This window comes from Mesorhizobium sp. WSM4837, assembly GCF_055811435.1.
The window spans coordinates 15157-36443 of the sequence record NZ_JBVVQE010000018.1 but is presented as its reverse complement, the minus strand read 5'-3'; the positions used below and the strand labels follow the sequence as shown (position 1 = coordinate 36443).

Here is a 21287-nt window from a genome sequence, read left to right as displayed (position 1 = left end):
TGACCCGCCAGTAAAGTGATCTGGAGACAACGCGCATGAACATCCATGAATATCAGGGCAAGGCGCTGCTGAAGGGCTTTGGCGCACCGGTGGCCGAAGGCGTGCCGGTGTTTAGGGCAAGCGAGGCGGAAGCCGCCGGCAAGGCACTGCCCGGCCCGCTCTATGTGGTGAAAAGCCAGATCCATGCCGGCGGCCGCGGCAAGGGCAAGTTCAGGGAGCTTGGCCCCGACGCCAAGGGCGGCGTCAGGCTGGCGAAATCGGTGGCCGAGGTCGTCGCCAACGCCAAGGAAATGCTTGGCCACACGCTGGTCACCAAGCAGACCGGCCCGGCGGGCAAGCAGGTCAACCGCCTCTACATCGAGGACGGCGCCGACATCGAGCGCGAGCTCTATCTGTCGCTGCTGGTCGATCGCTCCGTCGGCCGCATCGCCTTCGTCGTTTCGACCGCGGGTGGCATGGATATCGAGGCGGTCGCCCACGACACGCCGGAAAAGATCATCACCGTCGCCATCGACCCGGAAAAAGGCATAACGGCGGATGATTTGAAAGAACTCAACGGCGCGCTGAAGCTCGACGGCGACGCCGCCAAGGACGGCGAGACGTTGTTCCCGATCCTCTACAAAGCCTTCGTCGAGAAGGACATGAGCCTGCTCGAAGTCAACCCGCTGATCGTCATGAAGGATGGCCGGTTGCGCGTGCTCGACGCAAAAGTGTCGTTCGACAACAACGCGCTGTTCCGCCATCCCGACGTGATGGAGCTGCGCGACATTACCGAAGAGGACGAGAAGGAGATCGAGGCGTCGAAATACGACCTCGCCTATGTCGCGCTCGACGGCAATATCGGCTGCATGGTCAACGGCGCCGGCCTCGCCATGGCGACGATGGATATCATCAAGCTCTACGGCGCCGAGCCCGCCAACTTCCTCGACGTCGGCGGCGGTGCGTCGAAGGAGAAGGTGACGGCGGCGTTCAAGATCATCACCAAGGACCCGGCGGTCAAAGGCATCCTGATCAATATCTTCGGCGGCATCATGAAGTGCGACATCATTGCCGAGGGCGTTATCGCGGCGGTCAAGGAAGTCGGCCTGCAAGTGCCGCTGGTGGTGCGGCTGGAAGGCACCAATGCCGAGCTCGGCAAGAAGATCATCAACGACAGCGGGCTCAACGTCGTCTCGGCCGATGACCTCGACGACGCGGCCAAGAAAATCGTGGCGGCGGTGAAGGGCTGATCTGGTGCCTCCGCACAAGATAAACCTGGTCGAGGCGGCGGATCAGAAGATCAAAAAGGTCTTCGATCCGCATATCGCCGGCGACGTCAACGACGCCCAGGTCAAGATCGCCAAGTTCGGCGATATCTTCGATTGGCACGCGCATGACAACGAGGACGAAGCGTTCCTGGTGCTGCGCGGCCGCATCGCCATCGATTTCCGCGACGGCACGGTGGAGCTTGGCAGCGGCGAGTTCATCGTCGTGCCGCGCGCCATTGAGCACCGGCCGCGCTCGCTGAGCGAACAGCCGGTGGTGCTGATGTTCGAGCCGGCGACGACGCTCAACACCGGCAACGCCAAGAGCGACCTCACAGTCGCCGATCTCAAGCGGCTTTAGGGAGCTTGTGCGGGGAAGAGAAATGAAGAACATCACTCTGGCGGTCGAAGACGAGGTTCTGGAGCAGGTCAAGCTGACGGCCGCTGAACAGGGCACAACCGTCGACGCCTTGGTGCGGGAGTTTTTCGCGACAGTGGCCGCGAAGCGCCATGCCAACGACGGGGCTCGGCAAGCCCTGCTTAGGCTTGCCTACGAGGCTTCAGGCGACATGGGCAGCAAGACTTGGAACCGGGCAGCTCTCCATGACCGCTGAGTGCCGCCTCGACACGAACATTCTCGTCTGTGCCGCCATCGGACACGATTCCAAGCGCGCGGAGTATGGCGCAATCATCGCCGCCGCCGAGCGCCTTGGCGTCAAGACACTTTACACCGAAGACCTCAACCACGGGCAGGCCTACGGATCCGTGGTCGCCGTCACCCCCTTCCGCACTCACTGATCAGGTCGCTAAAAAATGTCCATTCTCGTCGACAAGAACACCAAGGTGCTCGTGCAGGGCCTGACCGGCAAGACCGGCACGTTCCATACCGAACAGGCGCTGGCCTATCACGGGACAAAAATGGTCGGCGGCATCCACCCGAAGAAGGGTGGCGAGACGTGGACCGGCGCCGCGGGCGAGAGCTTGCCGATCTTTTCCACCGTCGCTGAAGGCAAGGCGAAGACCGGCGCCAATGCATCTGTCGTCTATGTGCCGCCGGCAGGCGCCGCCGAGGCGATCCTGGAGGCGATCGAAGCCGAAATCCCGCTGATCATCTGCATCACTGAGGGCATCCCGGTGATCGACATGATCAAGGTCAAGGCGCGGCTCGACCGCTCGACATCGCGGCTGATCGGTCCCAACTGCCCCGGCGTCCTGACACCCAACGAATGCAAGATCGGCATCATGCCCGGCAACATCTTCCGCAAGGGCTCGGTCGGCGTTGTTTCCCGCTCGGGAACGCTTACCTATGAGGCAGTGTTCCAGACCACCAATGTCGGTCTCGGCCAGACCACCGCCGTCGGCATCGGTGGCGACCCCGTCAAAGGCACGGAGTTCATCGACGTGCTGGAGATGTTCCTCGCCGACGACGAGACACAGTCGATCATCATGATCGGCGAGATCGGCGGCTCGGCCGAGGAAGACGCCGCGCAGTTCCTCAAGGACGAAGCCAAGCGTGGCCGCAAGAAGCCGATGGCCGGTTTCATCGCCGGGCGCACGGCCCCGGCCGGCCGCACCATGGGTCACGCAGGCGCGGTGATTTCCGGCGGCAAGGGCGGCGCCGAGGACAAGATCGCGGCGATGGAATCGGCCGGAATAAAGGTTTCGCCGTCGCCGGCTCGGCTCGGCACGACGCTGGTCGAAGCGATAAAAGGTTAAGGCAGTAAGGGAGTAGGGCAGTATGGGAGTAGGGGAATAGGAAGAACGGGACGAACGATGGCAAGTGCCTGGTTCTCCCTACTGCCCTACTGCCTTACTGCCCTACTCCCCTCCAAAACAGGAGACGGAGCCAGGCTCCGCGGAAAAAATGGCAAGACAAGATCAGGCCAACGACCAATTTTCGCTTACCTCTTTCCTCTATGGCGGCAATGCCGATTATATCGACGCGCTCTACGCCGCCTATGAGGACGATCCCGCTTCGGTCGATCCCGAATGGCAGGATTTTTTCGCGGCGCTGAAGGACGATGCCGGCGATGTCCGCAAGAATGCCAAGGGCGCCTCATGGGCCAAGCCCTCGTGGCCGCTGCAGGCCAATGGCGAACTGGTGTCGGCGCTCGACGGCGATTGGGGCATCGTCGAGAAGCACATCGAGAAGAAGGTCCAGAACAGGGCGGTGATGAACGGCGTCGCCCTGTCCGACGCCGACGTCCATCAGGCGACGCGCGATTCAGTGCGCGCCATCATGATGATCCGCGCCTACCGCATGCGTGGCCATTTGCACGCCAATCTCGACCCGCTCGGCATCGCCAAGCTCGAGGATTACAACGAGCTGTCGCCGGAAAACTACGGCTTCACATCAGCCGACTACGACCGCCCGATCTTCCTCGACAATGTGCTCGGGCTCGAATTCGGCACCATCCGGCAGATGCTCGACATCCTGACCCGCACCTATTGCTCGACGCTCGGCGTCGAGTTCATGCATATTTCCGATCCCGAGGAGAAGGCCTGGATCCAGGCGCGCATCGAGGGCACCGACAAGGAGATCTCCTTCACCGCCGCCGGCAAGAAGGCGATCCTGCAGAAGCTGGTCGAGGCGGAAGGCTTCGAGCAGTTCATCGACGTCAAGTACAAGGGCACCAAGCGCTTCGGCCTCGACGGCGCCGAGGCGCTGATCCCGGCGCTGGAGCAGATCGTCAAGCGCGGCGGCCAGCTCGGCATGAAGGAGATCGTGCTCGGCATGGCGCATCGCGGCCGGTTGAACGTGCTCTCCCAGGTGATGGCCAAGCCGCACCGCGCCATCTTCCACGAGTTCAAGGGCGGCTCGGCCGCGCCCGACGAGGTCGAGGGCTCGGGCGACGTGAAGTACCATCTCGGTGCTTCGTCGGACCGCGAGTTCGACGGCAACAAGGTGCACCTGTCGCTGACCGCCAATCCATCGCACCTGGAAATCGTCGATCCGGTGGTGATGGGCAAGGCGCGGGCCAAGCAGGACTCTCTGTTCGGCCGCAGCCGCGAAGAGATCGTGCCGCTGGAAGAGCGCGCCAAGGTGCTGCCGCTGCTCCTGCATGGTGACGCCGCCTTTGCCGGCCAGGGCGTGATTGCCGAAATCCTCGGCTTGTCCGGCTTGCGCGGCCACCGCGTCGCCGGCACGCTGCACTTCATCATCAACAACCAGATCGGCTTCACCACCAACCCGCGCTTTTCGCGCTCGTCGCCCTATCCGTCGGATGTCGCCAAGATGATCGAGGCGCCGATCTTCCACGTCAATGGCGACGATCCGGAAGCCGTGGTCCATGCCACCAAGGTGGCCATCGAATTCCGCATGAGGTTCCACAAGCCTGTCGTGGTCGACATGTTCTGCTACCGCCGCTTCGGCCACAATGAGGGCGACGAACCGGCCTTCACCCAGCCGATCATGTATCGCAACATCCGCAACCATAAGACGACGGTGCAGATCTATGCCGACCGGCTGATCGCCGAAGGCCACATCAGCCAGGCCGAATTCGACAAGCTGAAGGCCGACTGGCGGGCACATCTCGAGCAGGAATTCGAGGTCGGCCAGCACTATAAGCCCAACAAGGCCGACTGGCTGGATGGCGCCTGGTCGGGCCTGCGCACAGCCGACAACCAGGACGAACAGCGGCGCGGCAAGACCGCCGTGCCGGTCAAGACGCTGAAGGAAATCGGCAAGAAGCTGACCGAGGTGCCGAAGGATTTCGCGGCCCACAAGACGATCATGCGGTTTCTCGAAAACCGCCGCCAGGCGATCGAGTCGGGCGAAGGCATCGACTGGTCGACGGCCGAGGCGCTGGCCTTCGGCGCCATTCTGCTCGACGGCAATCCGGTCCGGCTGTCCGGACAGGATTCGGAGCGCGGCACGTTCTCGCAACGCCACTCCGTGCTCTACGACCAGCGCGACGAGACACGCTACATCCCGCTCAACAATCTGTCGGCGGCGCAGGCCGGTTTCGAGGTCATCAACTCGATGCTGTCGGAAGAGGCCGTGCTCGGCTTCGAATATGGCTACAGCCTGGCCGAGCCGAAGGCGCTGACGCTTTGGGAAGCGCAGTTCGGCGATTTCGCCAACGGCGCCCAGGTGGTGTTCGACCAGTTCATCTCGTCGGGCGAGCGCAAGTGGCTCAGAATGTCGGGCCTCGTCTGCCTGTTGCCGCATGGCTATGAAGGCCAGGGGCCGGAACATTCGTCGGCCAGGCTCGAGCGATTCCTGCAGCTTTGCGCCGAAGACAACATGCAAGTGGCCTACTGCACGACGCCGGCCAACTACTTCCACATCCTGCGCCGGCAGTTGAAGCGGGATTTCCGCAAGCCGCTGATCCTGATGACGCCGAAGTCGCTGCTGCGCCACAAGCGGGCGGTGTCGACACTGCCGGAGATGTCGGGCGAAAGCGCGTTCCACCGGCTGTTGTGGGACGATGCCCAGCAACTCCCCGGCCAGGCGATCAAGCTCACCAAGGATTCGAAGATTCGCCGCGTCGTGCTCTGCTCGGGCAAGGTCTATTACGACCTCTACGAGGAGCGCGAGAAGCGCGGCATCAACGACATCTACCTGCTGCGCGTCGAACAGCTCTATCCGTTCCCGGCCAAGGCGCTGATCACCGAACTGTCACGCTTCCGCAACGCCGAGATGGTCTGGTGCCAGGAGGAGCCCAAGAATATGGGCGCCTGGTCGTTCATCGATCCGTATCTGGAATGGGTGCTGGCGCATATCGACGCCAAGCACCAGCGGGTGCGCTATACCGGCCGGCCGGCCGCCGCGTCGCCGGCGACCGGGTTGATGTCGAAGCATCTCGCCCAGCTTGCCGCCTTGCTCGAAGACGCGCTCGGTGAATAGAACAGAGTTCGGCGAATAGAACAGAACCGACAGAAGAACGGACAGGCACAATGGCTACCGAAATCCGCGTCCCCACTCTTGGCGAATCCGTCACCGAGGCGACCATCGGCAAATGGTTCAAGAAGGTGGGCGACGCGATCGCCACCGACGAGCCGCTGGTCGAGCTCGAAACCGACAAGGTCACGGTCGAAGTGCCGGCCGCGGCCGCAGGAACGCTCAGCGAGATCGCCGTCAAGGAAGGCGAGACGGTCGAAGTCGGTGCTTTGCTCGGCATGATTTCGGCGGGCAACGGGGCAAAGGCGGCAGCACCCGAAGCCGCGAAGCCGTCAACATCCGAAGCGAAGCAGGACGCGGTATCGCAGGCCTCGGCGCCGACCGCCGCAGCCACCGTCAAGCAAGCCGCGGCCGAGACCGCAAAGATCGCCGGCGATGCCGGGCCGATCGAGGCGCGCGCGATGCCGCCGGCGCCAGCGGCGGCGAAGCTGCTGGCCGAGAGCAATCTCGCGGTCGACCAGATCTCGGGTTCCGGCAAGCGCGGCCAGGTGCTCAAGGGCGACGTGCTCGACGCGATCGCCAGGGGCGCTCCGTCGCAGCCTTCCGAGACGCCGAAGGCCCCTGCACCGGTCGCCGCCCGTGCGCCGTCCTCGGCCGACGACGCGTCGCGTGAAGAGCGGGTGCGCATGACCAAGCTGCGGCAGACCATCGCCCGCCGCCTCAAGGAAGCGCAGTCGACCGCCGCCATGCTGACCACCTTCAACGAGGTGGACATGAGCGCGGTGATGGCGCTCAGGACCAAATACAAGGATGTGTTCGAGAAGAAGCACGGCGTGAAGCTGGGTTTCATGGGCTTCTTCACCAAGGCCGTCACCCATGCGCTGAAGGAAATCCCTTCCGTCAATGCCGAGATCGACGGCACCGACATCATCTTCAAGAATTACGCCCATATCGGCGTCGCAGTCGGCACCGAAAAAGGCCTCGTCGTGCCTGTCGTGCGCGATGCCGACCAGATGGGAATAGCCGAGATCGAGAAAGATATCGGCAGGCTGGGCATCGCCGCGCGTGATGGCAAGCTGTCGGTCGCCGACATGCAGGGCGGCACGTTTACGATTTCCAACGGCGGCGTTTACGGGTCGCTGATGTCGACGCCGATCCTCAACGCGCCGCAGTCGGGCATTCTGGGCATGCACAAGATCCAGGAGCGGCCGGTGGTGGTCGGCGGCCAGATCGTGATCCGGCCGATGATGTATCTGGCGCTCTCCTACGATCACCGCATCGTCGACGGCAAGGAAGCGGTGACCTTCCTGGTGCGGGTCAAGGAAAGCCTGGAGGATCCGGAACGGCTGGTGCTCGATCTCTAGGCCCGGTCGAGGTGAGCCGGAGAATGGATCTGCGCCACCGAATGAGTTCCTCTCGTTTGCACTCCGGAATGTTTTTCGCAGCTGTGCTCGCGGCCGGCATTGCGCAGGCGGGATCGGCAGCCTTTGCCGCATGCCCGCTCGAACTCGCCGTCTATGGCGATGCCGAAAGTGCGGCCGAGATCGATTTCAGGCCGACCGGGGGATCGGCTGTCGTCACCAACACCTTCAAGATGGTGCTCGATAACGATGTCGTTCTCGACGGGATTGTCATGTGGACGCAAGGCGTGGCGCGGCCGCATGGTTCGCTGATGTACAAATGCCCGACAGGCGACGTCACCGGCGACGAGCTCGCCGCCTGCACGCTGTGGGAGGGGGTCGTCTACAGTGCGGATGACAAGGGCAACATCGCTCTGTTGCCGGCCGAAGGGGTAGATGCTCCGAAGACCCTGATCTTTCCCGACCTCGGACCGTCGCTGCAGAGGTCGACCGCCTATGGCGCCAACGGGTTTTCAAAGGTGCCGTGGGATGTTTTTTCGTTGAAGGGCTGTCAGGAATGAGCGCGGCCAAAAAAGTGCTGCTGGTGACCGGCGGCGGCCGCGGCATCGGCGCTGCCACATCCAGGCTTGCCGTCACGGCTGGATACCGTGTTGCGATCAACTACGCATCGAATGAGGCTGCTGCCACGGCGCTTGTCGAGGCAATCGAACAGGCCGGCGGCGAAGCGCTGGCCATCAAGGGCGACGTTGGCAGCGAGGCCGATATCCAGGCGATGTTCGAGAGGATCGATCATGTCTTCGGGCCGCTCGATGCGCTCGTCAACAACGCTGGCGTCGTCGACCAGAGGGCGCGTGTCGACGAAATGAGCGGAGCACGGCTGGAGCGCATGATGCGCATCAACGTCATTGGCCCCATGCTCTGTGCCCGCGAAGCGGTGAAGCGCATGTCGACCAGCCATGGCGGCAACGGCGGCGCCATCGTCAATGTCTCCTCGATTGCAGCGAGAATTGGCGGGCCGGGCGAATATGTCGACTACGCTGCCTCGAAGGGCGCGATCGATTCTTTCACGATCGGCCTGGCGCGCGAGGTAGCCGGCGAAGGCATTCGCGTCAACGCGGTCAGTCCAGGGATTGTCGATACCGAAATTCATGCCTCCGGCGGACAGCCGGATCGCGTCGAGAGGATGCGTCACGGCGTGCCGATGCAAAGGCCGGGGACCACCGAAGAGGTCGCCGCGGCAATTCTCTGGCTCCTGTCGGACGGGGCGTCCTATACGACAGGCGCGAATTTGGAAGTGGGCGGCGGCCGCTAATCCCAGCCAAGGCTGAGTGCAGACCAGAAGGACAAATCATGGCTTATGACGTCGTTATCATCGGATCGGGACCAGGCGGCTATGTCTGCGCCATCAAGGCGGCGCAGCTCGGCCTGAAAACGGCGGTGGTCGAGAAGAACCCGACCTTCGGCGGCACCTGCCTCAATATCGGCTGCATCCCATCCAAGGCGCTGCTGCATGCCTCCGAGATTTTTTCTGAGGCCGGCCACTCCTTTGATACACTCGGCGTCGAAATCAGCAAGCCGAAGCTCAATCTGGAAAAGATGATGGCGCACAAGGACGCGACAGTGGCGTCCAACGTCAACGGCGTCGCCTTCCTGTTCAAGAAGAACAAGATCGACAGCTTTCGCGGCACCGGCAAGGTCCTGTCCGCCGGAAAAGTGTCGGTGACCGGCGAGGACGGCAAGGTCGAGGAGATCGAGACCGGGAACATCGTCATCGCCACCGGCTCCGACGTCGCCGGCATTCCGGGGGTAAAGGTCGACATCGACGAGAAGGTAATCATGTCGTCGACCGGCGCGTTGTCGCTGGGCAAGGTGCCGGGCCACCTGGTGGTGGTCGGCGGCGGCGTCATCGGGCTGGAGCTCGGCTCGGTATGGGCGCGGCTCGGCGCCAAGGTGACCGTCGTTGAGTTCCTCGACACCATTCTCGGCGGCATGGACGGCGAGGTCGCCAAACAGTTCCAGCGCATGCTGTCCAAGCAAGGCATCGAATTCAGGCTCGGCGCCAAGGTGACCGGTGTCGCCAAGGCCACAAAGGGCGCCACCGTCACCTTCGAGCCGGTTAAGGGCGGCGCGGCCGAGACGATCGAGGCGGATGGGGTGCTGATCGCGACCGGACGCCGGGCCTATTCGGACAGTCTCGGGCTGAAGGATGCCGGGGTCGAGGTCGACGAGCGCGGCCGAGTCAAGACCGACGGCCATCTCACGACCAATGTCCCCGGCATCTACGCCATCGGCGACGTCATCGCCGGGCCGATGCTCGCCCACAAGGCCGAGGACGAGGGCGTGGCGGTGGCCGAGATCATTGCCGGCCAGGCCGGCCATGTGAATTACGGGGTGATCCCGAACGTCGTCTACACCAGTCCGGAAATCGCCTCGGTGGGCAAAACAGAGGAAGAGCTGAAGTCGGCCGGCATCGACTACAAGGCCGGCAAGTTTCCGTTCAGCGCCAATGGCCGGGCGCGCGCCATGCTGCATACCGACGGCTTCGTGAAGATCCTGGCGGACAAGCAGAGCGACCGCGTGCTCGGCGTCCACATCGTCGGCTTCGGCGCCGGCGAGATGATCCACGAGGCGGCGGTGCTGATGGAGTTCGGCGGCTCGTCGGAAGATCTTGCCCGCACCTGCCACGCCCATCCGACGATGTCGGAAGCGGTGAAGGAAGCGGCACTTGCGACCTTCTTTAAGCCGATCCACATGTAGGCCTTCCCAAGGAACCCCGGCAGCCATCTGACGGCTCAAACAAAAACGGCCCGCTTTTCAGCGGGCCGTTCGTATTTGAAGTCAGCAGCCGATCACTGCGGGGCTGGTGCGGGCGCCGGAGCAGGTGCTGGCTCTGCGGGTGCCGGAGCCGGAGCTGGTTCTGCTGGCGCCGGAGCGGGCGCTGGTTCTGCCGGCGCCGGGGCAGGTGCAGGCTCTGCAGGGGCCGGGGCAGGCGTCGGTTCAGCGGGCGCTGGCGCCGGGGCCGGCGTGGTTGCAGCCGGCGGTTCACCAGGCTCTGGCGCCTCACCGCTTGTTCCAAAAATATAATAAGCGACAATGGCCAGGATAACGACGACCAGGGCAATCAGCCAGCCGGTGCTGCCGCCACCCGACTTGGGAGGGGGGGTCGGAGTGGTGTACGGGTCGTTTGGATTCGCCATAAAAGTGTCCTCCGTGGATGAAAAGTATCAATCAACACACATCAACGCGCAATCGTTGAACAGGTTTCACGCTAGGAATCGAAAACGCCGAAAACAGGGCATTCTTCGCCGGGAATCGTTTGTCTGCAAGCACTTTACTCGCAAAACTCACCGTGATCGAGCCAAATTAGACCTTTCGACCGTCCTGTACTGAGACAATCCTCCGGCGACTCGGGCAAAGCGTCGCCCCGAGTCACGCCTTGCCGGGTCTGCAACTCGACCGTGCAACTCAGTCGACGGCAGTGACGGTGTAGCCGGCCTTGCGGAAATCCTCGACCAGGCCCTCCGCGCCAGGGAGGTGCAGGGCGCCGACCGCCATGAACACGTTGCCCTTGGCGAGGATCGGCCTGGCATGGTCGATCATCACCTTGTTGCGGCTGGTGATCATGATTTCCTCGAAGGCGGCATAGCTTGCTGAATCGTCTTCGTCGCCGGGAAGGACGGCACGAAACAGCGGCCAGAGCATGCCGGTGTCGCCGCGCTGGTAAAGCACGATCATGGTTTCATTGACGTCGTTCACCCTGTCGCCGAGCTTCAGGGTGTCGACGAGGCCCTTCATGTGAAACGCAAGCGGCAGCGAGGCCATGGCGCGAAGCTGCTCGGCGACGGTCTCCAACCCATCGACGGCCTTGCCTGAGGCTTTGGCGTCCTCTGCAAGCTTGATGTCGAGCACCGGCGTGCCGCCGGCCTGGCGGGCCAGTTCACAGGCCGGGAGCGCGACCATGGTCGACAGCATCCACGGCTTCATCTTGGCAACGCTCGCCGGTGGAATGCCGCGCGCGTCGAGCGCCTTGTTCACCGCCGCCGCATCGTCCGGCGACAGCAGCGAGGACAGCGTGGTGCTGTCGGTGAACATCATTAGCTCCGGCTCTTTCAGGAACGCCGCCATCATCTTCTGCTTGTCGAGCACCTCCGTGGTCTCGATGACGACAGTGTCGGCGGCGTCAAAGGCCTTTTGCGCGGCGGGCGGCAGCCTGGTCACGCGCGGGTCGGTCATGTGCATGGTGCCGAACAGGAAGGACGGTCTTTCGCCCGCCTTTTCCAGTTTCCACAACAGGCCCTTACCGTTCGGTGTCGCGGCCGCTTCCGTCTCGATCTTGCGGTAGGCGGCCGGGTCGTCCTTCTGCAAGGCCGACAGCATGTCGGCGCCGGCGCAGACCTGGGTTTCAGCCCCTGGGGTTTCAGCGCGCGCCCTGCCGGCGGCGAGCAGAGCGATGACGAGGAAAGAGAGGAAAAACAGGACGTTCAGCGCGACGAGCAGCTTCAGCGAAGCAAAGGCGGTGCGGTCGGCGATAGCAATGACGCGTTTCATGGCTCGCTTTTAGAGACAAAGAACGGCGAAACGGTTAACCGGCGCGGCAAAATTGTCTCGGACATCGTTCCACGGCGCATACCCTGGCTGCAACTTGCGAAATCATGCGTCGGCTACGCCCGCGGGTGGGCCGCTTCATAGATTTCGAGCAGCCTCGCGGTGTCGACGCCGGTATAGATCTGCGTCGTCGACAGGCTGGCGTGGCCCAAAAGTTCCTGGATGGTGCGCAGGTCGCCGCCGCGCCCAAGCAGATGTGTGGCGAAGGAATGGCGCAACGCATGCGGCGTGGCGGTGCCCGGCAGATTGAGCGCCGAGCGCAGCTTGGCCATGTCGCGCTGGACGATGGCCGGGTTGAGCGGGCCGCCGCGGGCGCCGCGAAACAGCAGACCCTTCGGATCGAGATGATAGGGGCAGAGCCGGCGGTATTGAGCGATCGCCCGCAGCGCGATCGGCAGCACCGGCACCAGCCGCGTCTTGCCGCCCTTGCCGGTGACGCGCAGCACCGTTTCATCAGGCGACGACAGATCGCCGCCGGACAGGCCGAGCGCCTCGGAAATGCGCAGGCCCGAGCCGTAGAGCAGCGTCAGCACGGCGGCGTTGCGGGCGGCGATCCACGGTTGCTCCGCCAGCTGGCCTTCCACCGAAACGACGTGTTTCGCATCGCTTGCCGTCAGCGGCTTGGGTAGCGACTTCGGCTGCCGCGGCGCGCGCAGTGCCGCAGCACCCGCCGCATTGACGAGGCCGCGCCGCTCCAGAAAGCGCAGCAGCGAGCGGATGCCGGCGAGCCCCCGCCCGAGCGTGCGGGCGCCGGCGCCTCCGGCACGGCGGGCAGCCAGAAAGCCGCGCAGATCGGCCGGGCGCAGATCGGCTATATCCGAGATGCCGGGCGAGCCGCCGCAATGGCCGGTCAGGAAGTGCAGGAACTGGCGCGTGTCGCGCTCATAGGCTTCCACGGTTTCCGGCGACAGCCGGCGCTCGCGCGCCAGCATCTTGAGCCAGCTTTCGCGGGCCGCCTGAAGGTCTGGCTTGGCCGGGATGAGGAATTCCTGCATTGCGCTCTTCCGATATGCCGCTCTTCCATTTCCGGGCGATCTTCCGGCAGCCGGGTTAGGAAGCGGTGAAGAGCCGCGTCATTGAAATGACAAGAGCGTGGAGCTAGAGCAAGGCAAAGGATTTTTCCACCAATGACCAAACCGCAAAACCCTGTCCAGATGGCCGTGATCGGCGCCGCCCATGGCATCAAGGGCGAATTGCGCGTGAAAACCTTCACCGGCGATCCGCTGGCGCTGGCCGACTACGGGCCGCTCTATGCCAGGGACGGCCGCGCCTTCCAGATCGTCGACATCAGGCCGACCAATAACGTCGTGGTGGTGCGCTTCAAAGGTATCAGCGACCGAAACGCTGCCGAGGCGCTCGCCGGCACGGAATTATTCGTCGACCGCTCGATGCTGCCGGACGACGGCGAAGAGGACGAGTTCTATCATGCCGATCTCGTCGGTCTAACGGTCCGCGACGATACCGGTGCCGACATCGGCAAGGTCGTCGCCGTGCATAATTTCGGCGGCGGCGATATTCTCGACGTGACATTGGCGGGGCGCAAAGGCGTGCTGATCCCGTTCACGCAGGCTGCCGTTCCTGACGTGTCGATCAAGGACGGCTACGTCCGCATCGATCCGACGGCGGCGGGCTTGATCGATGACGAAGACAGCGATGCTCCCGGCAGCGATGGTTTCGACCCGAAGGGCAGGCCGCGCGGGCCGAAGGACGCCGGGGGCAACCGGTGAGTTTTTCCGCCTCGGTGCTGACGCTCTATCCCGAAATGTTTCCCGGTGCACTCGGCGTGTCGCTGGCCGGCCGGGCGCTGGAGGCCGGCACATGGTCGCTGGAAGCAATCCAGATCCGCGATTTCGCCACCGATCGCCATCGCACCGTCGACGACACGCCGGCCGGCGGCGGCGCCGGCATGGTGATGCGCGCCGACGTTCTGGCCAAGGCGATCGACCATAGCTCGCCACCGGGCGATCCACGGCCACGGCTGCTGATGAGCCCGCGTGGAAAACCGCTGACGCAGGTGCGTGTGCGCGAACTGGCCGCGGGGCCGGGCGCGGTGATCGTCTGCGGACGCTTCGAAGGCGTCGACCAGCGGGTGATTGACGCGCGGGGGCTGGAGGAGGTCTCGGTCGGCGACTTCATCCTCTCCGGCGGCGAGCCGGCAGCGCTGGTGCTGCTCGACGCCGTGGTGCGGCTGTTGCCCGGCGTGATGGGCAATACGGTGTCGGGCGATGAAGAGAGCTTTGAAAACGGCCTGCTCGAACATCCGCACTACACGCGTCCGCAGGAATTCGAGGGCCGGCAAATCCCCGAGGTTCTCACCTCGGGCAATCATCAGAAGATCGCCGCGTGGCGGCGCGCCGAATCGGAAAGATTGACGAAAGAGCGGCGGCCGGACCTGTTAGCCGCTCAGCCCCTGGTGAAGTAATAGAAGGTAAGAAACACGCCGACCCCGACGACGAAGCCACGCACGGCAATTTGCGGCACGCGCTTGGCGATCCAGACGCCGGCATAGCCGCCCAGCGCGCCGCCCGGTATCATGACGATCGCCTGCCGCCAGGCGATGAGGTCGCCGGAGACGAAGACCAGGATGGCTACTGCCGCGATGACCACGGCCAGCAGGTTCTTCAGCGCGTTGAGGCGGTGATAGTCGCCGGCCTGGGTGAGGCCGAGCGTCGCCAGCATCATGACGCCCATGCCGGCGCCGAAGAAGCCGCCATAGACGGCGGTGGCGAACTGCGCCAGGGAACCGACCAGCGAACCCACCGCGGCCTGACGGCCCGGCTTGGGCGCCGGCTTCAGCCACGGCCCAGCGGCGAACAGCGCGGTTGCCGCGAGCAGCAGCCAGGGCACCAGGACGCGGAACGACGGATTGTCGAGCGCCAGAAGGATGAGCGCACCGGCCAGCGCGCCAAAAGCCGAGATAAGGCCGAGCAGCAACGCGGTGCGCCAGAAATGCTTGATGTCGGACCAGTAGGCGAGCGTCGAGGTGATGTAGCCGGGAAATTGCGTCAGCGACGAGGTGGCGTTGGCGACGATCGGCGGCAAGCCGACCAGCGACATGGCGCCGAAGGTTATGAATGTCCCGCCGCCGGCTATGGCGTTGACGGCACCTGAGAGAAAGCCCGCGAAAAAGAGCAGGGCCGCATCGAGAACTGGCATGGAGGGTGTTGCCGCCGGAGGAAAGTCACGTTCTGCCCGACTTAAAAAGCTTGGGCCTTCAACGCAACCCCTGTGCCGGAAGATTGCGACGTTGACCAACGACCAAAAAAGAACGCGGCAAAGGCGTGACAAAGCGTCGAAATAGCTGTATGTGCGCGCCGAACCGGGAGAAAATCTGCCGGACCCGTCAACAATGACGGTGTAGTCGTCCCTGCCCGATGTTCTCGAACCCAGATGTTCTCGAACAAAGGGCATAGCCGAGCGGTCAATGGAACTGCAAGGCGAGTGTCGGACGCTCTGACTGTCGGAAGAACAAGAAGTGGATTTGTAGAGATGGATATCCTCCGTCAGCTCGAGGCCGAACAGGCCGCCAAGATCGAAGCCAAGCGCAAGCTTCCCGAATTCCAGCCCGGCGACACCGTACGCGTCCAGGTCCGCGTGACCGAAGGCACCCGCACCCGCGTCCAGGCCTATGAGGGCGTCGTCATCGCCCGCGCCGGCGCCGGTTTCCAGGAGAATTTCACCGTTCGCAAGATTTCCTACGGCGAAGGCGTGGAGCGCGTGTTCCCAGTCTTTTCGCCGATGGTCGAGGGCGTCGAGATCGTGCGCCGCGGCAAGGTGCGCCGCGCCAAGCTCTATTACCTGCGCGATCGTCGCGGCAAGTCGGCCCGCATTTCGGAAAACACCGGCGTGCGCGCCCGCAAGCTGAACGATGAGGAGCGCGATGCGCTGAACGCCGAGAAGGCCCGCATCGAGGCCGAGAAGGTGGCAGCCGCCCAGGCGCTGGCCGCCGAGAAGGCCGCGCAGGAAGCCGCCGAGAAGAAGGCCGCCGACGAGGCCGCCAAGGCCGAGGAAGCCGCTGCCGCCGAATAAGGCGAATTCAAAAACCATGTTTCGGAAAGGCGGCTTCGGCCGCCTTTTTTGCCTCGCGGAATGGGTTTCGATTTTGCCGGGCCGCCGGTGCGCAATCGAAACGGATCGTTCCGTAATGCCGTTGAAAGCATGGAATCCATTTTCGCGCGAAGCCGCATCAAGCCGGCTTGCAAGGCGCCTGCGGAAAGCTAAAGTCGGCGCCGGATTTCCTGCAAGCCTCGACAATGTCGAGGCCGTTCAAATGCTCGGGGTGTACCATGATCAAATCGAAACTGATGTTGGCCGGCCTGTTGGCTCTGGTACTTGCGCCCGTCGCCGGCCTGGCGCAGGCGCTGCCCGATCTCGGCGGCAAGAAGGTGGTGGTGGTGACGGAAAACGCCTATCCGCCGCTGCAGTTCATCGACGCCAAGACCGGCAAGCAGATAGGCTGGGAATATGACGCGATGAACGAGATCGCCAAGCGGCTGAATTTCCAGGTCGAATACCAGAACACCTCCTGGGACGCGATGATCCAGGCAGTTTCCGACAACCAGTACAACATCGGCATGACCGGCATCACCATCAAGGACGATCGCAAGCAGAAGGTCGATTTCTCCGACCCCTATATGCGCTCGGAACAGTTCATGCTGGTGCGCGGCGACGAGAAGCGCTTCACCGACGCCAAGACGCTCGGCGCCTTCAAGGACGGGCTGATCGGCGCGCAAGCCGGCACCACGCCGTTCTACACCGCTGTCTACAGCGTCCTCGACGGCAATGAGCAGAACCCGCGCATAAAACTGTTCGAGACGTTCGGCGCCACGGTGCAGGCGCTGAAGACCGGCGACGTCGATGTCGTGCTGACCGACGGCACTGCCGGCAAGGGCTATGTCGAGGCGTCCAATGGCGGGCTGAAGCTGATCGGCGGACCACTCGGCACCGAGGATTTCGGCTTTATTTTTCCGAAAGGCTCGGATCTGGTGAAACCGGTCAATGCGGCCATCGCCGCGCTGAAGGCCGACGGCACGCTCGATGCGCTCAACAAGAAATGGTTCCTTGATTACAAGATGGGGCAGTAGGACTTTTGTCGCGGACGTTGCGGGACGCGCAGGAACTCGCGCTGACTCTGTGCCCGTGCACCCCTCTCTGTCCTGCCGGACATCTCCCCCTCAAGGGGGGAGATTGGCTTTCGCATCGGCTTTCGCCAATTTTCAGCGTTGCAGAATGGGCGGCGACGTCAAGGCTGCCGATCTCCCCCCTTGAGGGGGAGATGGCCGGCAGGCCAGAGGGGGGTGGCCTGGCGCGACATTGGTTCGTCGGCGCGCCCTGATGGCAACGCCCGCATCTTCAACCGCCAAGTCCGACTTCCCCTGGTGGCTCGCCGTGGCCGCGGCGCTCGCCTTGGCAGCGGCTATCTTCATCGCCGCAAGCGACCTCTATGCCCAGGTTTTCGCAACCGTTGCCAAGGGCATCGGCATCACCGTGTTCGTCACAATGGTCGCCTTCGCGCTGGCCTCGGCGATCGGGCTCGGCATTGCGCTGATAGGCCTGTCGGGGTCGCGCTGGCTGCGCCAGATCGCTCGCTTCTATGTCGAGATCATTCGCGGCGTGCCAATGCTGGTGCTGTTGTTCTGGATCGCCTTCGCCGGCGCGCCGGCCTTGGTCGCGGGATGGAACGCGCTGACGGCGCCGCTGCAGAGCGCCGGCCTGTTCGGCGAGCTAATGATACGCGACGTATCGTTGCTATGGCGCGCCATCATGGCGCTGACCATCGGCTACTCGGCCTTCATCTCGGAGGTCTTCCGCGCCGGCATCGAGGCGGTCGAGAAGGGCCAGATCGAGGCCGCGAAGGCGCTGGGGCTGACGCGCACCCAGCGTTTTCGGCTGATCGTCTTTCCGCAGGCGATCCGCACCATCCTGCCGCCGCTCGGCAATGATTTCGTCGCCATGGTCAAGGATTCCTCGCTGGTCTCGGTGCTCGGCGTCGCCGACATCACCCAGATGGGCAAGATCTATGCAGCCGGCTCGTTCCGCTTCTTCGAGACCTATTCGATCGTCGCCTATATCTATCTCATCCTGACGGTCGGCCTGTCGCTGGCCCTGCGGGCGCTGGAGAAGCGGTTGCGCCGCCAAGATGAGCGATAGGCGGCAGGCGAGGACGGCGCTACCATGCGGCATATGTCCTGTGTCCGGAGAAAGCAGTGATCGTCGACAAAGCCAATGCGGCGCTGGATGCGGTGTATACGGCCGACACGCCGGAAGCGCTTGCCAAGGCCTACGCCGCCTGGGCTGCGACCTATGACAGCGAAACCGCCGCGCTCGGCTACCTCCTGCCGTTCCTGGTCGCCGCCTGGGTGGCGCGCCATGTGCCGTCAGGCGAGGGGCCGCTGCTCGACGCCGGCTGCGGCACCGGCCTGTCGGGACCGTCGCTCAAGGCGCTGGGCTATGAGGACATCGCCGGGCTCGACCTGTCGGCTGAAATGCTGAAAATCGCCGGCAGCCGGCAGGCTTACAGCGAGCTGAAACAGGCGATGCTCGGCGATCCGCTGCCTTGGCCGGATGGGCATTTCCGCGCCTTCTTCTCGACCGGCGTGTTCACCATCAGCCATGCACCGGCCTCCGGCCTGCATGAACTGGTGCGCATCACCAGGAAGGGCGGCCACGCCATCTTCACCGTTCGCGACCAGGTTTTTGCGAGCGGCGGGTTCCAGGCGACGTTCGACGAACTGGAGCAGGCGAAAAAATGGCGGCCGGTCGAAGAAAGCCCGTGGTTCCGCTGCTATGCGATCGCCGAACCTGAGGCGCTGGTGAAGACATTTGTGTTCGAGGTGGTTTGAATACCGGTTTGCAGAACCCAGGTTCTGCGAACGCCGCCGCGATTGCCGAAAAGCCAAAACATTGGTATGAGCCACGCCATGGAACAGCTTTTTGGCGATCCGGCTTACAAGGGGTTCGTGCTGCAGGACAGAAAACGCCTGCCGTCGCGGTTCTCGGCGCGCGTTTCCGGCGCTCTGACCAGCCGACTTCGCTGAGATATCCGGGCTAGGCCGTGTTTGCCGGCTAGCCGGCGCTAGTCGCTTCCCATTTTCATATCGACGGATTTACGCACATGAGCGCACCGCGCACCCTCTACGACAAGATATTCGACGACCATGTCGTCGACCGCCAGGACGACGGCACCTGCCTGCTCTATATCGACCGTCACCTCGTCCATGAAGTGACCAGCCCGCAAGCTTTCGAAGGCCTGCGCATGACCGGCAGAAAGGTCCGCCATCCGGAAAAGACGCTGGCTGTGGTCGATCACAATGTGTCCACCTCGCCCGAGCGCAAGTTCGGCATCAAGAACGAGGAAAGCCGCATCCAGGTCGAGGCGCTGGCCCGGAACGCCAAGGATTTTGGCGTCGAATACTATTCCGAGAAGGATATCCGCCAGGGCATCGTCCACATCATCGGTCCGGAGCAGGGTTTTACGCTGCCTGGCATGACCATCGTCTGCGGCGACAGCCACACCTCGACGCATGGTGCTTTCGGCGCATTGGCGCACGGCATAGGCACGTCGGAAGTCGAGCATGTGCTGGCCACGCAGACACTGATCCAGCGCAAGGCCAGGAACATGCTGGTGCGCGTCGACGGCGTGCTGCCGGAAGGCGTCACCGCCAAGGACATTATTTTGGCGATCATCGGCGAGATCGGCACTGCCGGCGGCACCGGCTACGTCATCGAATATGCCGGCGAAGCGATCCGCGCGCTGTCCATGGAAGGCCGCATGACCATCTGCAACATGTCGATCGAGGGCGGTGCCCGGGCCGGCCTGATCGCGCCTGACGAGACAACCTTCGCCTATGTCAAGGACAAGCCGCGCGCGCCGAAGGGCGAGGCATGGGACGCCGCGCTCGCCTACTGGAAGACGCTGCAGTCCGACGAGGGCGCGCATTTCGACAAGGTGGTCGTGCTCGACGCCGCGAAACTGCCGCCGATCGTCTCCTGGGGCTCCTCGCCCGAGGACGTCGTCTCGGTCCAGGGTATCGTGCCGAACCCCGACGATATCACCGATGAGAACAAGCGTACGTCCAAGCAGCGCGCGCTCGACTATATGGGCCTGACCCCAGGCACCAAGATCACCGATATCGCGCTCGACCGCGTCTTCATCGGCTCCTGCACCAACGGCCGCATCGAGGACCTCCGCGCTGTCGCCAAGGTGGTCGAGGGCAAGAAAGTCAGCCCTCACGTCGATGCGATGATCGTGCCGGGCTCCGGTCTGGTCAAGGAGCAGGCGGAGGCCGAAGGTCTCGACAAGATCTTTGTCGCCGCTGGCTTCGACTGGCGCGAGCCGGGCTGCTCGATGTGCCTTGCCATGAACGACGACCGGCTGAAGCCGCATGAGCGCTGCGCCTCGACCTCGAACCGCAATTTCGAGGGCCGCCAGGGTTTTAAGGGCCGCACCCATCTGGTGTCGCCGGCGATGGCGGCGGCGGCGGCGATCGCCGGCCATTTCGTCGACATCCGCGAGTGGAAATAACCCGCTGACGAGTTGCCAGAACCCGAACCGCGATGCGGTTCGGGTTTTCTTCACCCCGGGCGCCTCACGATCTCATGGAATTGCTCACGCCGGCCGGGTTGCTCCGCGGCGACCACCAGGGCCAGCTGCCGTTCGTCGAACAGCTTGAACCATTCGTCCCATTCGACCAGTTCGTAGCCGCCCGCGTTGACCGGGCGTTCGGCCTCATCCAGGTCCTGATAGGCATGCTGGCCGAAGACCAGCCTCAGCATAGCTTGCGTACCTGTTTCGGGCGACACGTCGACGATTGCCGGAAATCCAGCGCGCGCCGCGGCCCATGAGCGAATTGCCTCGTGGTCGGTCAGCATGATCGTATCGGCCATGAAAGTGTCTCCTGGTTGCTGCCGGAAAACGCCGGCCGCGGTTTCAAGTTCCGTGCAGCAGCTTCATGGCGTCGATGGGCTTTCGCCCGGCACAAGAAGTAAACGCGAGCTTCGGGGTGGCGGCCCGAACCGGCGAGGAAGGGCTGGAGCCGCTGATGCGCCGCGCCAACGAGGCGCTTTACAGGGCCAAAAGGAACGGCCGCGACAGCGTGCGGCTATCTGATGAATGGCCTGCCTATGAACGGTCGGAAACGGTGCTCGTAGTGGAACCGCTCAAAGCCGGCTGATCATCTGCGCCTGGGGCCACGTTAACGTCTTTTTCGCCCGTTCGTGATTTGCTGTCGCTGG

22 protein-coding genes are annotated in these 21287 nt (G+C 63.6%); 18 read left to right on the top strand and 4 right to left on the bottom strand.

Going from position 1 to position 21287, the window contains the following annotated elements; genetic code table 11:
• Window positions 1-35 precede the first annotated feature (35 nt).
• The 10 genes from sucC (at window position 36) to lpdA (ending at window position 10205) form a co-directional block, all read left to right on the top strand.
• Window positions 36-1229 carry an ADP-forming succinate--CoA ligase subunit beta gene (gene sucC, locus AC0L3D_RS12985; RefSeq protein ID WP_473644574.1) on the top strand — a complete coding sequence of 398 codons (1194 nt, stop codon included), beginning with the start codon at window positions 36-38 and terminating at the stop codon, window positions 1227-1229.
• A 4-nt stretch (window positions 1230-1233) separates the two neighbouring features.
• Window positions 1234-1605: a cupin domain-containing protein gene (locus AC0L3D_RS12980; protein WP_091592200.1), complete on the top strand. Its 372-nt coding sequence runs from the start codon at window positions 1234-1236 to the stop codon at window positions 1603-1605.
• 22 nt (window positions 1606-1627) lie between these two features.
• On the top strand, window positions 1628-1858 hold the full coding sequence (locus AC0L3D_RS12975; protein WP_023803364.1) for a hypothetical protein: 231 nt from the start codon (window positions 1628-1630) through the stop codon (window positions 1856-1858).
• Complete coding sequence (locus AC0L3D_RS12970; RefSeq protein ID WP_473644572.1) at window positions 1848-2042, top strand: hypothetical protein; 195 nt, start codon at window positions 1848-1850, stop codon at window positions 2040-2042. Before AC0L3D_RS12975 ends, AC0L3D_RS12970 begins: the two co-directional genes overlap by 11 nt.
• A gap of 15 nt (window positions 2043-2057) precedes the next feature.
• Window positions 2058-2960: a succinate--CoA ligase subunit alpha gene (gene sucD, locus AC0L3D_RS12965; RefSeq protein ID WP_023803366.1), complete on the top strand. Its 903-nt coding sequence runs from the start codon at window positions 2058-2060 to the stop codon at window positions 2958-2960.
• 148 nt (window positions 2961-3108) lie between these two features.
• On the top strand, window positions 3109-6093 hold the full coding sequence (locus AC0L3D_RS12960) for a 2-oxoglutarate dehydrogenase E1 component (protein ID WP_128175384.1): 2985 nt from the start codon (window positions 3109-3111) through the stop codon (window positions 6091-6093).
• A 50-nt stretch (window positions 6094-6143) separates the two neighbouring features.
• The gene (odhB, locus tag AC0L3D_RS12955; protein WP_128170454.1) at window positions 6144-7451 is read left to right on the top strand and encodes a 2-oxoglutarate dehydrogenase complex dihydrolipoyllysine-residue succinyltransferase; all 1308 of its coding nucleotides are present in this window, start codon (window positions 6144-6146) and stop codon (window positions 7449-7451) included.
• A gap of 68 nt (window positions 7452-7519) precedes the next feature.
• The gene (locus AC0L3D_RS12950; protein WP_287067342.1) at window positions 7520-8008 is read left to right on the top strand and encodes a hypothetical protein; all 489 of its coding nucleotides are present in this window, start codon (window positions 7520-7522) and stop codon (window positions 8006-8008) included.
• Entirely contained in the window at window positions 8005-8760 is a 756-nt protein-coding gene (locus AC0L3D_RS12945) for an SDR family oxidoreductase (protein ID WP_128175389.1), read from the top strand. The genes AC0L3D_RS12950 and AC0L3D_RS12945 overlap by 4 nt, the downstream gene beginning before the upstream one ends.
• 38 nt (window positions 8761-8798) lie before the next feature.
• Window positions 8799-10205, top strand: coding sequence for a dihydrolipoyl dehydrogenase (gene lpdA / locus AC0L3D_RS12940; RefSeq protein WP_128175390.1), 1407 nt, complete (start codon window positions 8799-8801; stop codon window positions 10203-10205).
• 708 nt (window positions 10206-10913) lie between these two features.
• On the opposite strand, the gene AC0L3D_RS12935 is transcribed toward lpdA, so the two are convergent.
• Both AC0L3D_RS12935 and AC0L3D_RS12930 read right to left on the bottom strand, forming a co-directional pair.
• On the bottom strand, window positions 10914-11996 hold the full coding sequence (locus AC0L3D_RS12935) for a TraB/GumN family protein (protein ID WP_473644571.1): 1083 nt from the start codon (window positions 11994-11996) through the stop codon (window positions 10914-10916).
• 113 nt (window positions 11997-12109) lie between these two features.
• The gene (locus AC0L3D_RS12930; protein WP_473644569.1) at window positions 12110-13048 is read right to left on the bottom strand and encodes a tyrosine recombinase XerC; all 939 of its coding nucleotides are present in this window, start codon (window positions 13046-13048) and stop codon (window positions 12110-12112) included.
• Between the two features lie 132 nt (window positions 13049-13180).
• On the opposite strand from AC0L3D_RS12930, the gene rimM reads away from it, so the two are divergent.
• Together rimM and trmD are read left to right on the top strand one after the other, a co-directional pair.
• The gene (gene rimM, locus AC0L3D_RS12925) at window positions 13181-13780 is read left to right on the top strand and encodes a ribosome maturation factor RimM (RefSeq protein WP_473629496.1); all 600 of its coding nucleotides are present in this window, start codon (window positions 13181-13183) and stop codon (window positions 13778-13780) included.
• Complete coding sequence (trmD, locus tag AC0L3D_RS12920; protein WP_023800593.1) at window positions 13777-14475, top strand: tRNA (guanosine(37)-N1)-methyltransferase TrmD; 699 nt, start codon at window positions 13777-13779, stop codon at window positions 14473-14475. Before rimM ends, trmD begins: the two co-directional genes overlap by 4 nt.
• Here trmD and AC0L3D_RS12915 read toward each other — a convergent pair.
• Window positions 14457-15209 carry a sulfite exporter TauE/SafE family protein gene (locus tag AC0L3D_RS12915; RefSeq protein ID WP_473629497.1) on the bottom strand — a complete coding sequence of 251 codons (753 nt, stop codon included), beginning with the start codon at window positions 15207-15209 and terminating at the stop codon, window positions 14457-14459. The genes trmD and AC0L3D_RS12915 overlap by 19 nt on opposite strands.
• Window positions 15210-15542: 333 nt before the next feature.
• On the opposite strand from AC0L3D_RS12915, the gene rplS reads away from it, so the two are divergent.
• The 5 genes from rplS (at window position 15543) to leuC (ending at window position 20577) form a co-directional block, all read left to right on the top strand.
• Window positions 15543-16082 (top strand): 50S ribosomal protein L19, encoded by a 540-nt coding sequence (gene rplS, locus AC0L3D_RS12910; RefSeq protein ID WP_023800592.1) that lies wholly within the window; start codon window positions 15543-15545, stop codon window positions 16080-16082.
• Between the two features lie 257 nt (window positions 16083-16339).
• Window positions 16340-17137: a transporter substrate-binding domain-containing protein gene (locus AC0L3D_RS12905; RefSeq protein ID WP_287222735.1), complete on the top strand. Its 798-nt coding sequence runs from the start codon at window positions 16340-16342 to the stop codon at window positions 17135-17137.
• A gap of 250 nt (window positions 17138-17387) precedes the next feature.
• A complete protein-coding gene (locus AC0L3D_RS12900; protein ID WP_473644567.1) occupies window positions 17388-18203 on the top strand; it encodes an amino acid ABC transporter permease in 816 nt (271 codons plus the stop codon).
• 56 nt (window positions 18204-18259) lie between these two features.
• A complete protein-coding gene (locus AC0L3D_RS12895; protein WP_287284731.1) occupies window positions 18260-18895 on the top strand; it encodes a class I SAM-dependent DNA methyltransferase in 636 nt (211 codons plus the stop codon).
• A gap of 272 nt (window positions 18896-19167) precedes the next feature.
• Complete coding sequence (gene leuC, locus AC0L3D_RS12890; RefSeq protein WP_091592223.1) at window positions 19168-20577, top strand: 3-isopropylmalate dehydratase large subunit; 1410 nt, start codon at window positions 19168-19170, stop codon at window positions 20575-20577.
• Between the two features lie 50 nt (window positions 20578-20627).
• Here the strand turns inward: leuC and AC0L3D_RS12885 are convergent, their stop codons facing one another.
• Complete coding sequence (locus tag AC0L3D_RS12885; protein ID WP_027153728.1) at window positions 20628-20939, bottom strand: hypothetical protein; 312 nt, start codon at window positions 20937-20939, stop codon at window positions 20628-20630.
• Between the two features lie 116 nt (window positions 20940-21055).
• Here AC0L3D_RS12885 and AC0L3D_RS12880 point away from each other — a divergent pair, with 116 nt between their 5' ends.
• Window positions 21056-21226 carry a hypothetical protein gene (locus AC0L3D_RS12880; protein ID WP_473644565.1) on the top strand — a complete coding sequence of 57 codons (171 nt, stop codon included), beginning with the start codon at window positions 21056-21058 and terminating at the stop codon, window positions 21224-21226.
• The last annotated feature ends 61 nt before the right edge of the window (window positions 21227-21287 follow it).

Excerpts from the sequence above, each read along its gene's own strand:
- AC0L3D_RS12915 (WP_473629497.1), bottom strand. The coding sequence starts at position 15,209 with ATGCCAGTTCTCGATGCGGCCCTGCTCTTTTTCGCGGGCTTTCTCTCA.
- sucC (WP_473644574.1), top strand. The coding sequence starts at position 36 with ATGAACATCCATGAATATCAGGGCAAGGCGCTGCTGAAGGGCTTTGGC.
- AC0L3D_RS12935 (WP_473644571.1), bottom strand. The coding sequence starts at position 11,996 with ATGAAACGCGTCATTGCTATCGCCGACCGCACCGCCTTTGCTTCGCTG.
- sucD (WP_023803366.1), top strand. The coding sequence starts at position 2,058 with ATGTCCATTCTCGTCGACAAGAACACCAAGGTGCTCGTGCAGGGCCTG.
- AC0L3D_RS12970 (WP_473644572.1), top strand. The coding sequence starts at position 1,848 with ATGACCGCTGAGTGCCGCCTCGACACGAACATTCTCGTCTGTGCCGCC.
- AC0L3D_RS12885 (WP_027153728.1), bottom strand. The coding sequence starts at position 20,939 with ATGGCCGATACGATCATGCTGACCGACCACGAGGCAATTCGCTCATGG.
- odhB (WP_128170454.1), top strand. The coding sequence starts at position 6,144 with ATGGCTACCGAAATCCGCGTCCCCACTCTTGGCGAATCCGTCACCGAG.
- AC0L3D_RS12950 (WP_287067342.1), top strand. The coding sequence starts at position 7,520 with ATGTTTTTCGCAGCTGTGCTCGCGGCCGGCATTGCGCAGGCGGGATCG.
- AC0L3D_RS12975 (WP_023803364.1), top strand. The coding sequence starts at position 1,628 with ATGAAGAACATCACTCTGGCGGTCGAAGACGAGGTTCTGGAGCAGGTC.
- rimM (WP_473629496.1), top strand. The coding sequence starts at position 13,181 with ATGACCAAACCGCAAAACCCTGTCCAGATGGCCGTGATCGGCGCCGCC.
- lpdA (WP_128175390.1), top strand. The coding sequence starts at position 8,799 with ATGGCTTATGACGTCGTTATCATCGGATCGGGACCAGGCGGCTATGTC.
- leuC (WP_091592223.1), top strand. The coding sequence starts at position 19,168 with ATGAGCGCACCGCGCACCCTCTACGACAAGATATTCGACGACCATGTC.
- rplS (WP_023800592.1), top strand. The coding sequence starts at position 15,543 with ATGGATATCCTCCGTCAGCTCGAGGCCGAACAGGCCGCCAAGATCGAA.
- AC0L3D_RS12900 (WP_473644567.1), top strand. The coding sequence starts at position 17,388 with ATGGCAACGCCCGCATCTTCAACCGCCAAGTCCGACTTCCCCTGGTGG.
- AC0L3D_RS12960 (WP_128175384.1), top strand. The coding sequence starts at position 3,109 with ATGGCAAGACAAGATCAGGCCAACGACCAATTTTCGCTTACCTCTTTC.
- AC0L3D_RS12905 (WP_287222735.1), top strand. The coding sequence starts at position 16,340 with ATGATCAAATCGAAACTGATGTTGGCCGGCCTGTTGGCTCTGGTACTT.
- AC0L3D_RS12930 (WP_473644569.1), bottom strand. The coding sequence starts at position 13,048 with ATGCAGGAATTCCTCATCCCGGCCAAGCCAGACCTTCAGGCGGCCCGC.
- AC0L3D_RS12945 (WP_128175389.1), top strand. The coding sequence starts at position 8,005 with ATGAGCGCGGCCAAAAAAGTGCTGCTGGTGACCGGCGGCGGCCGCGGC.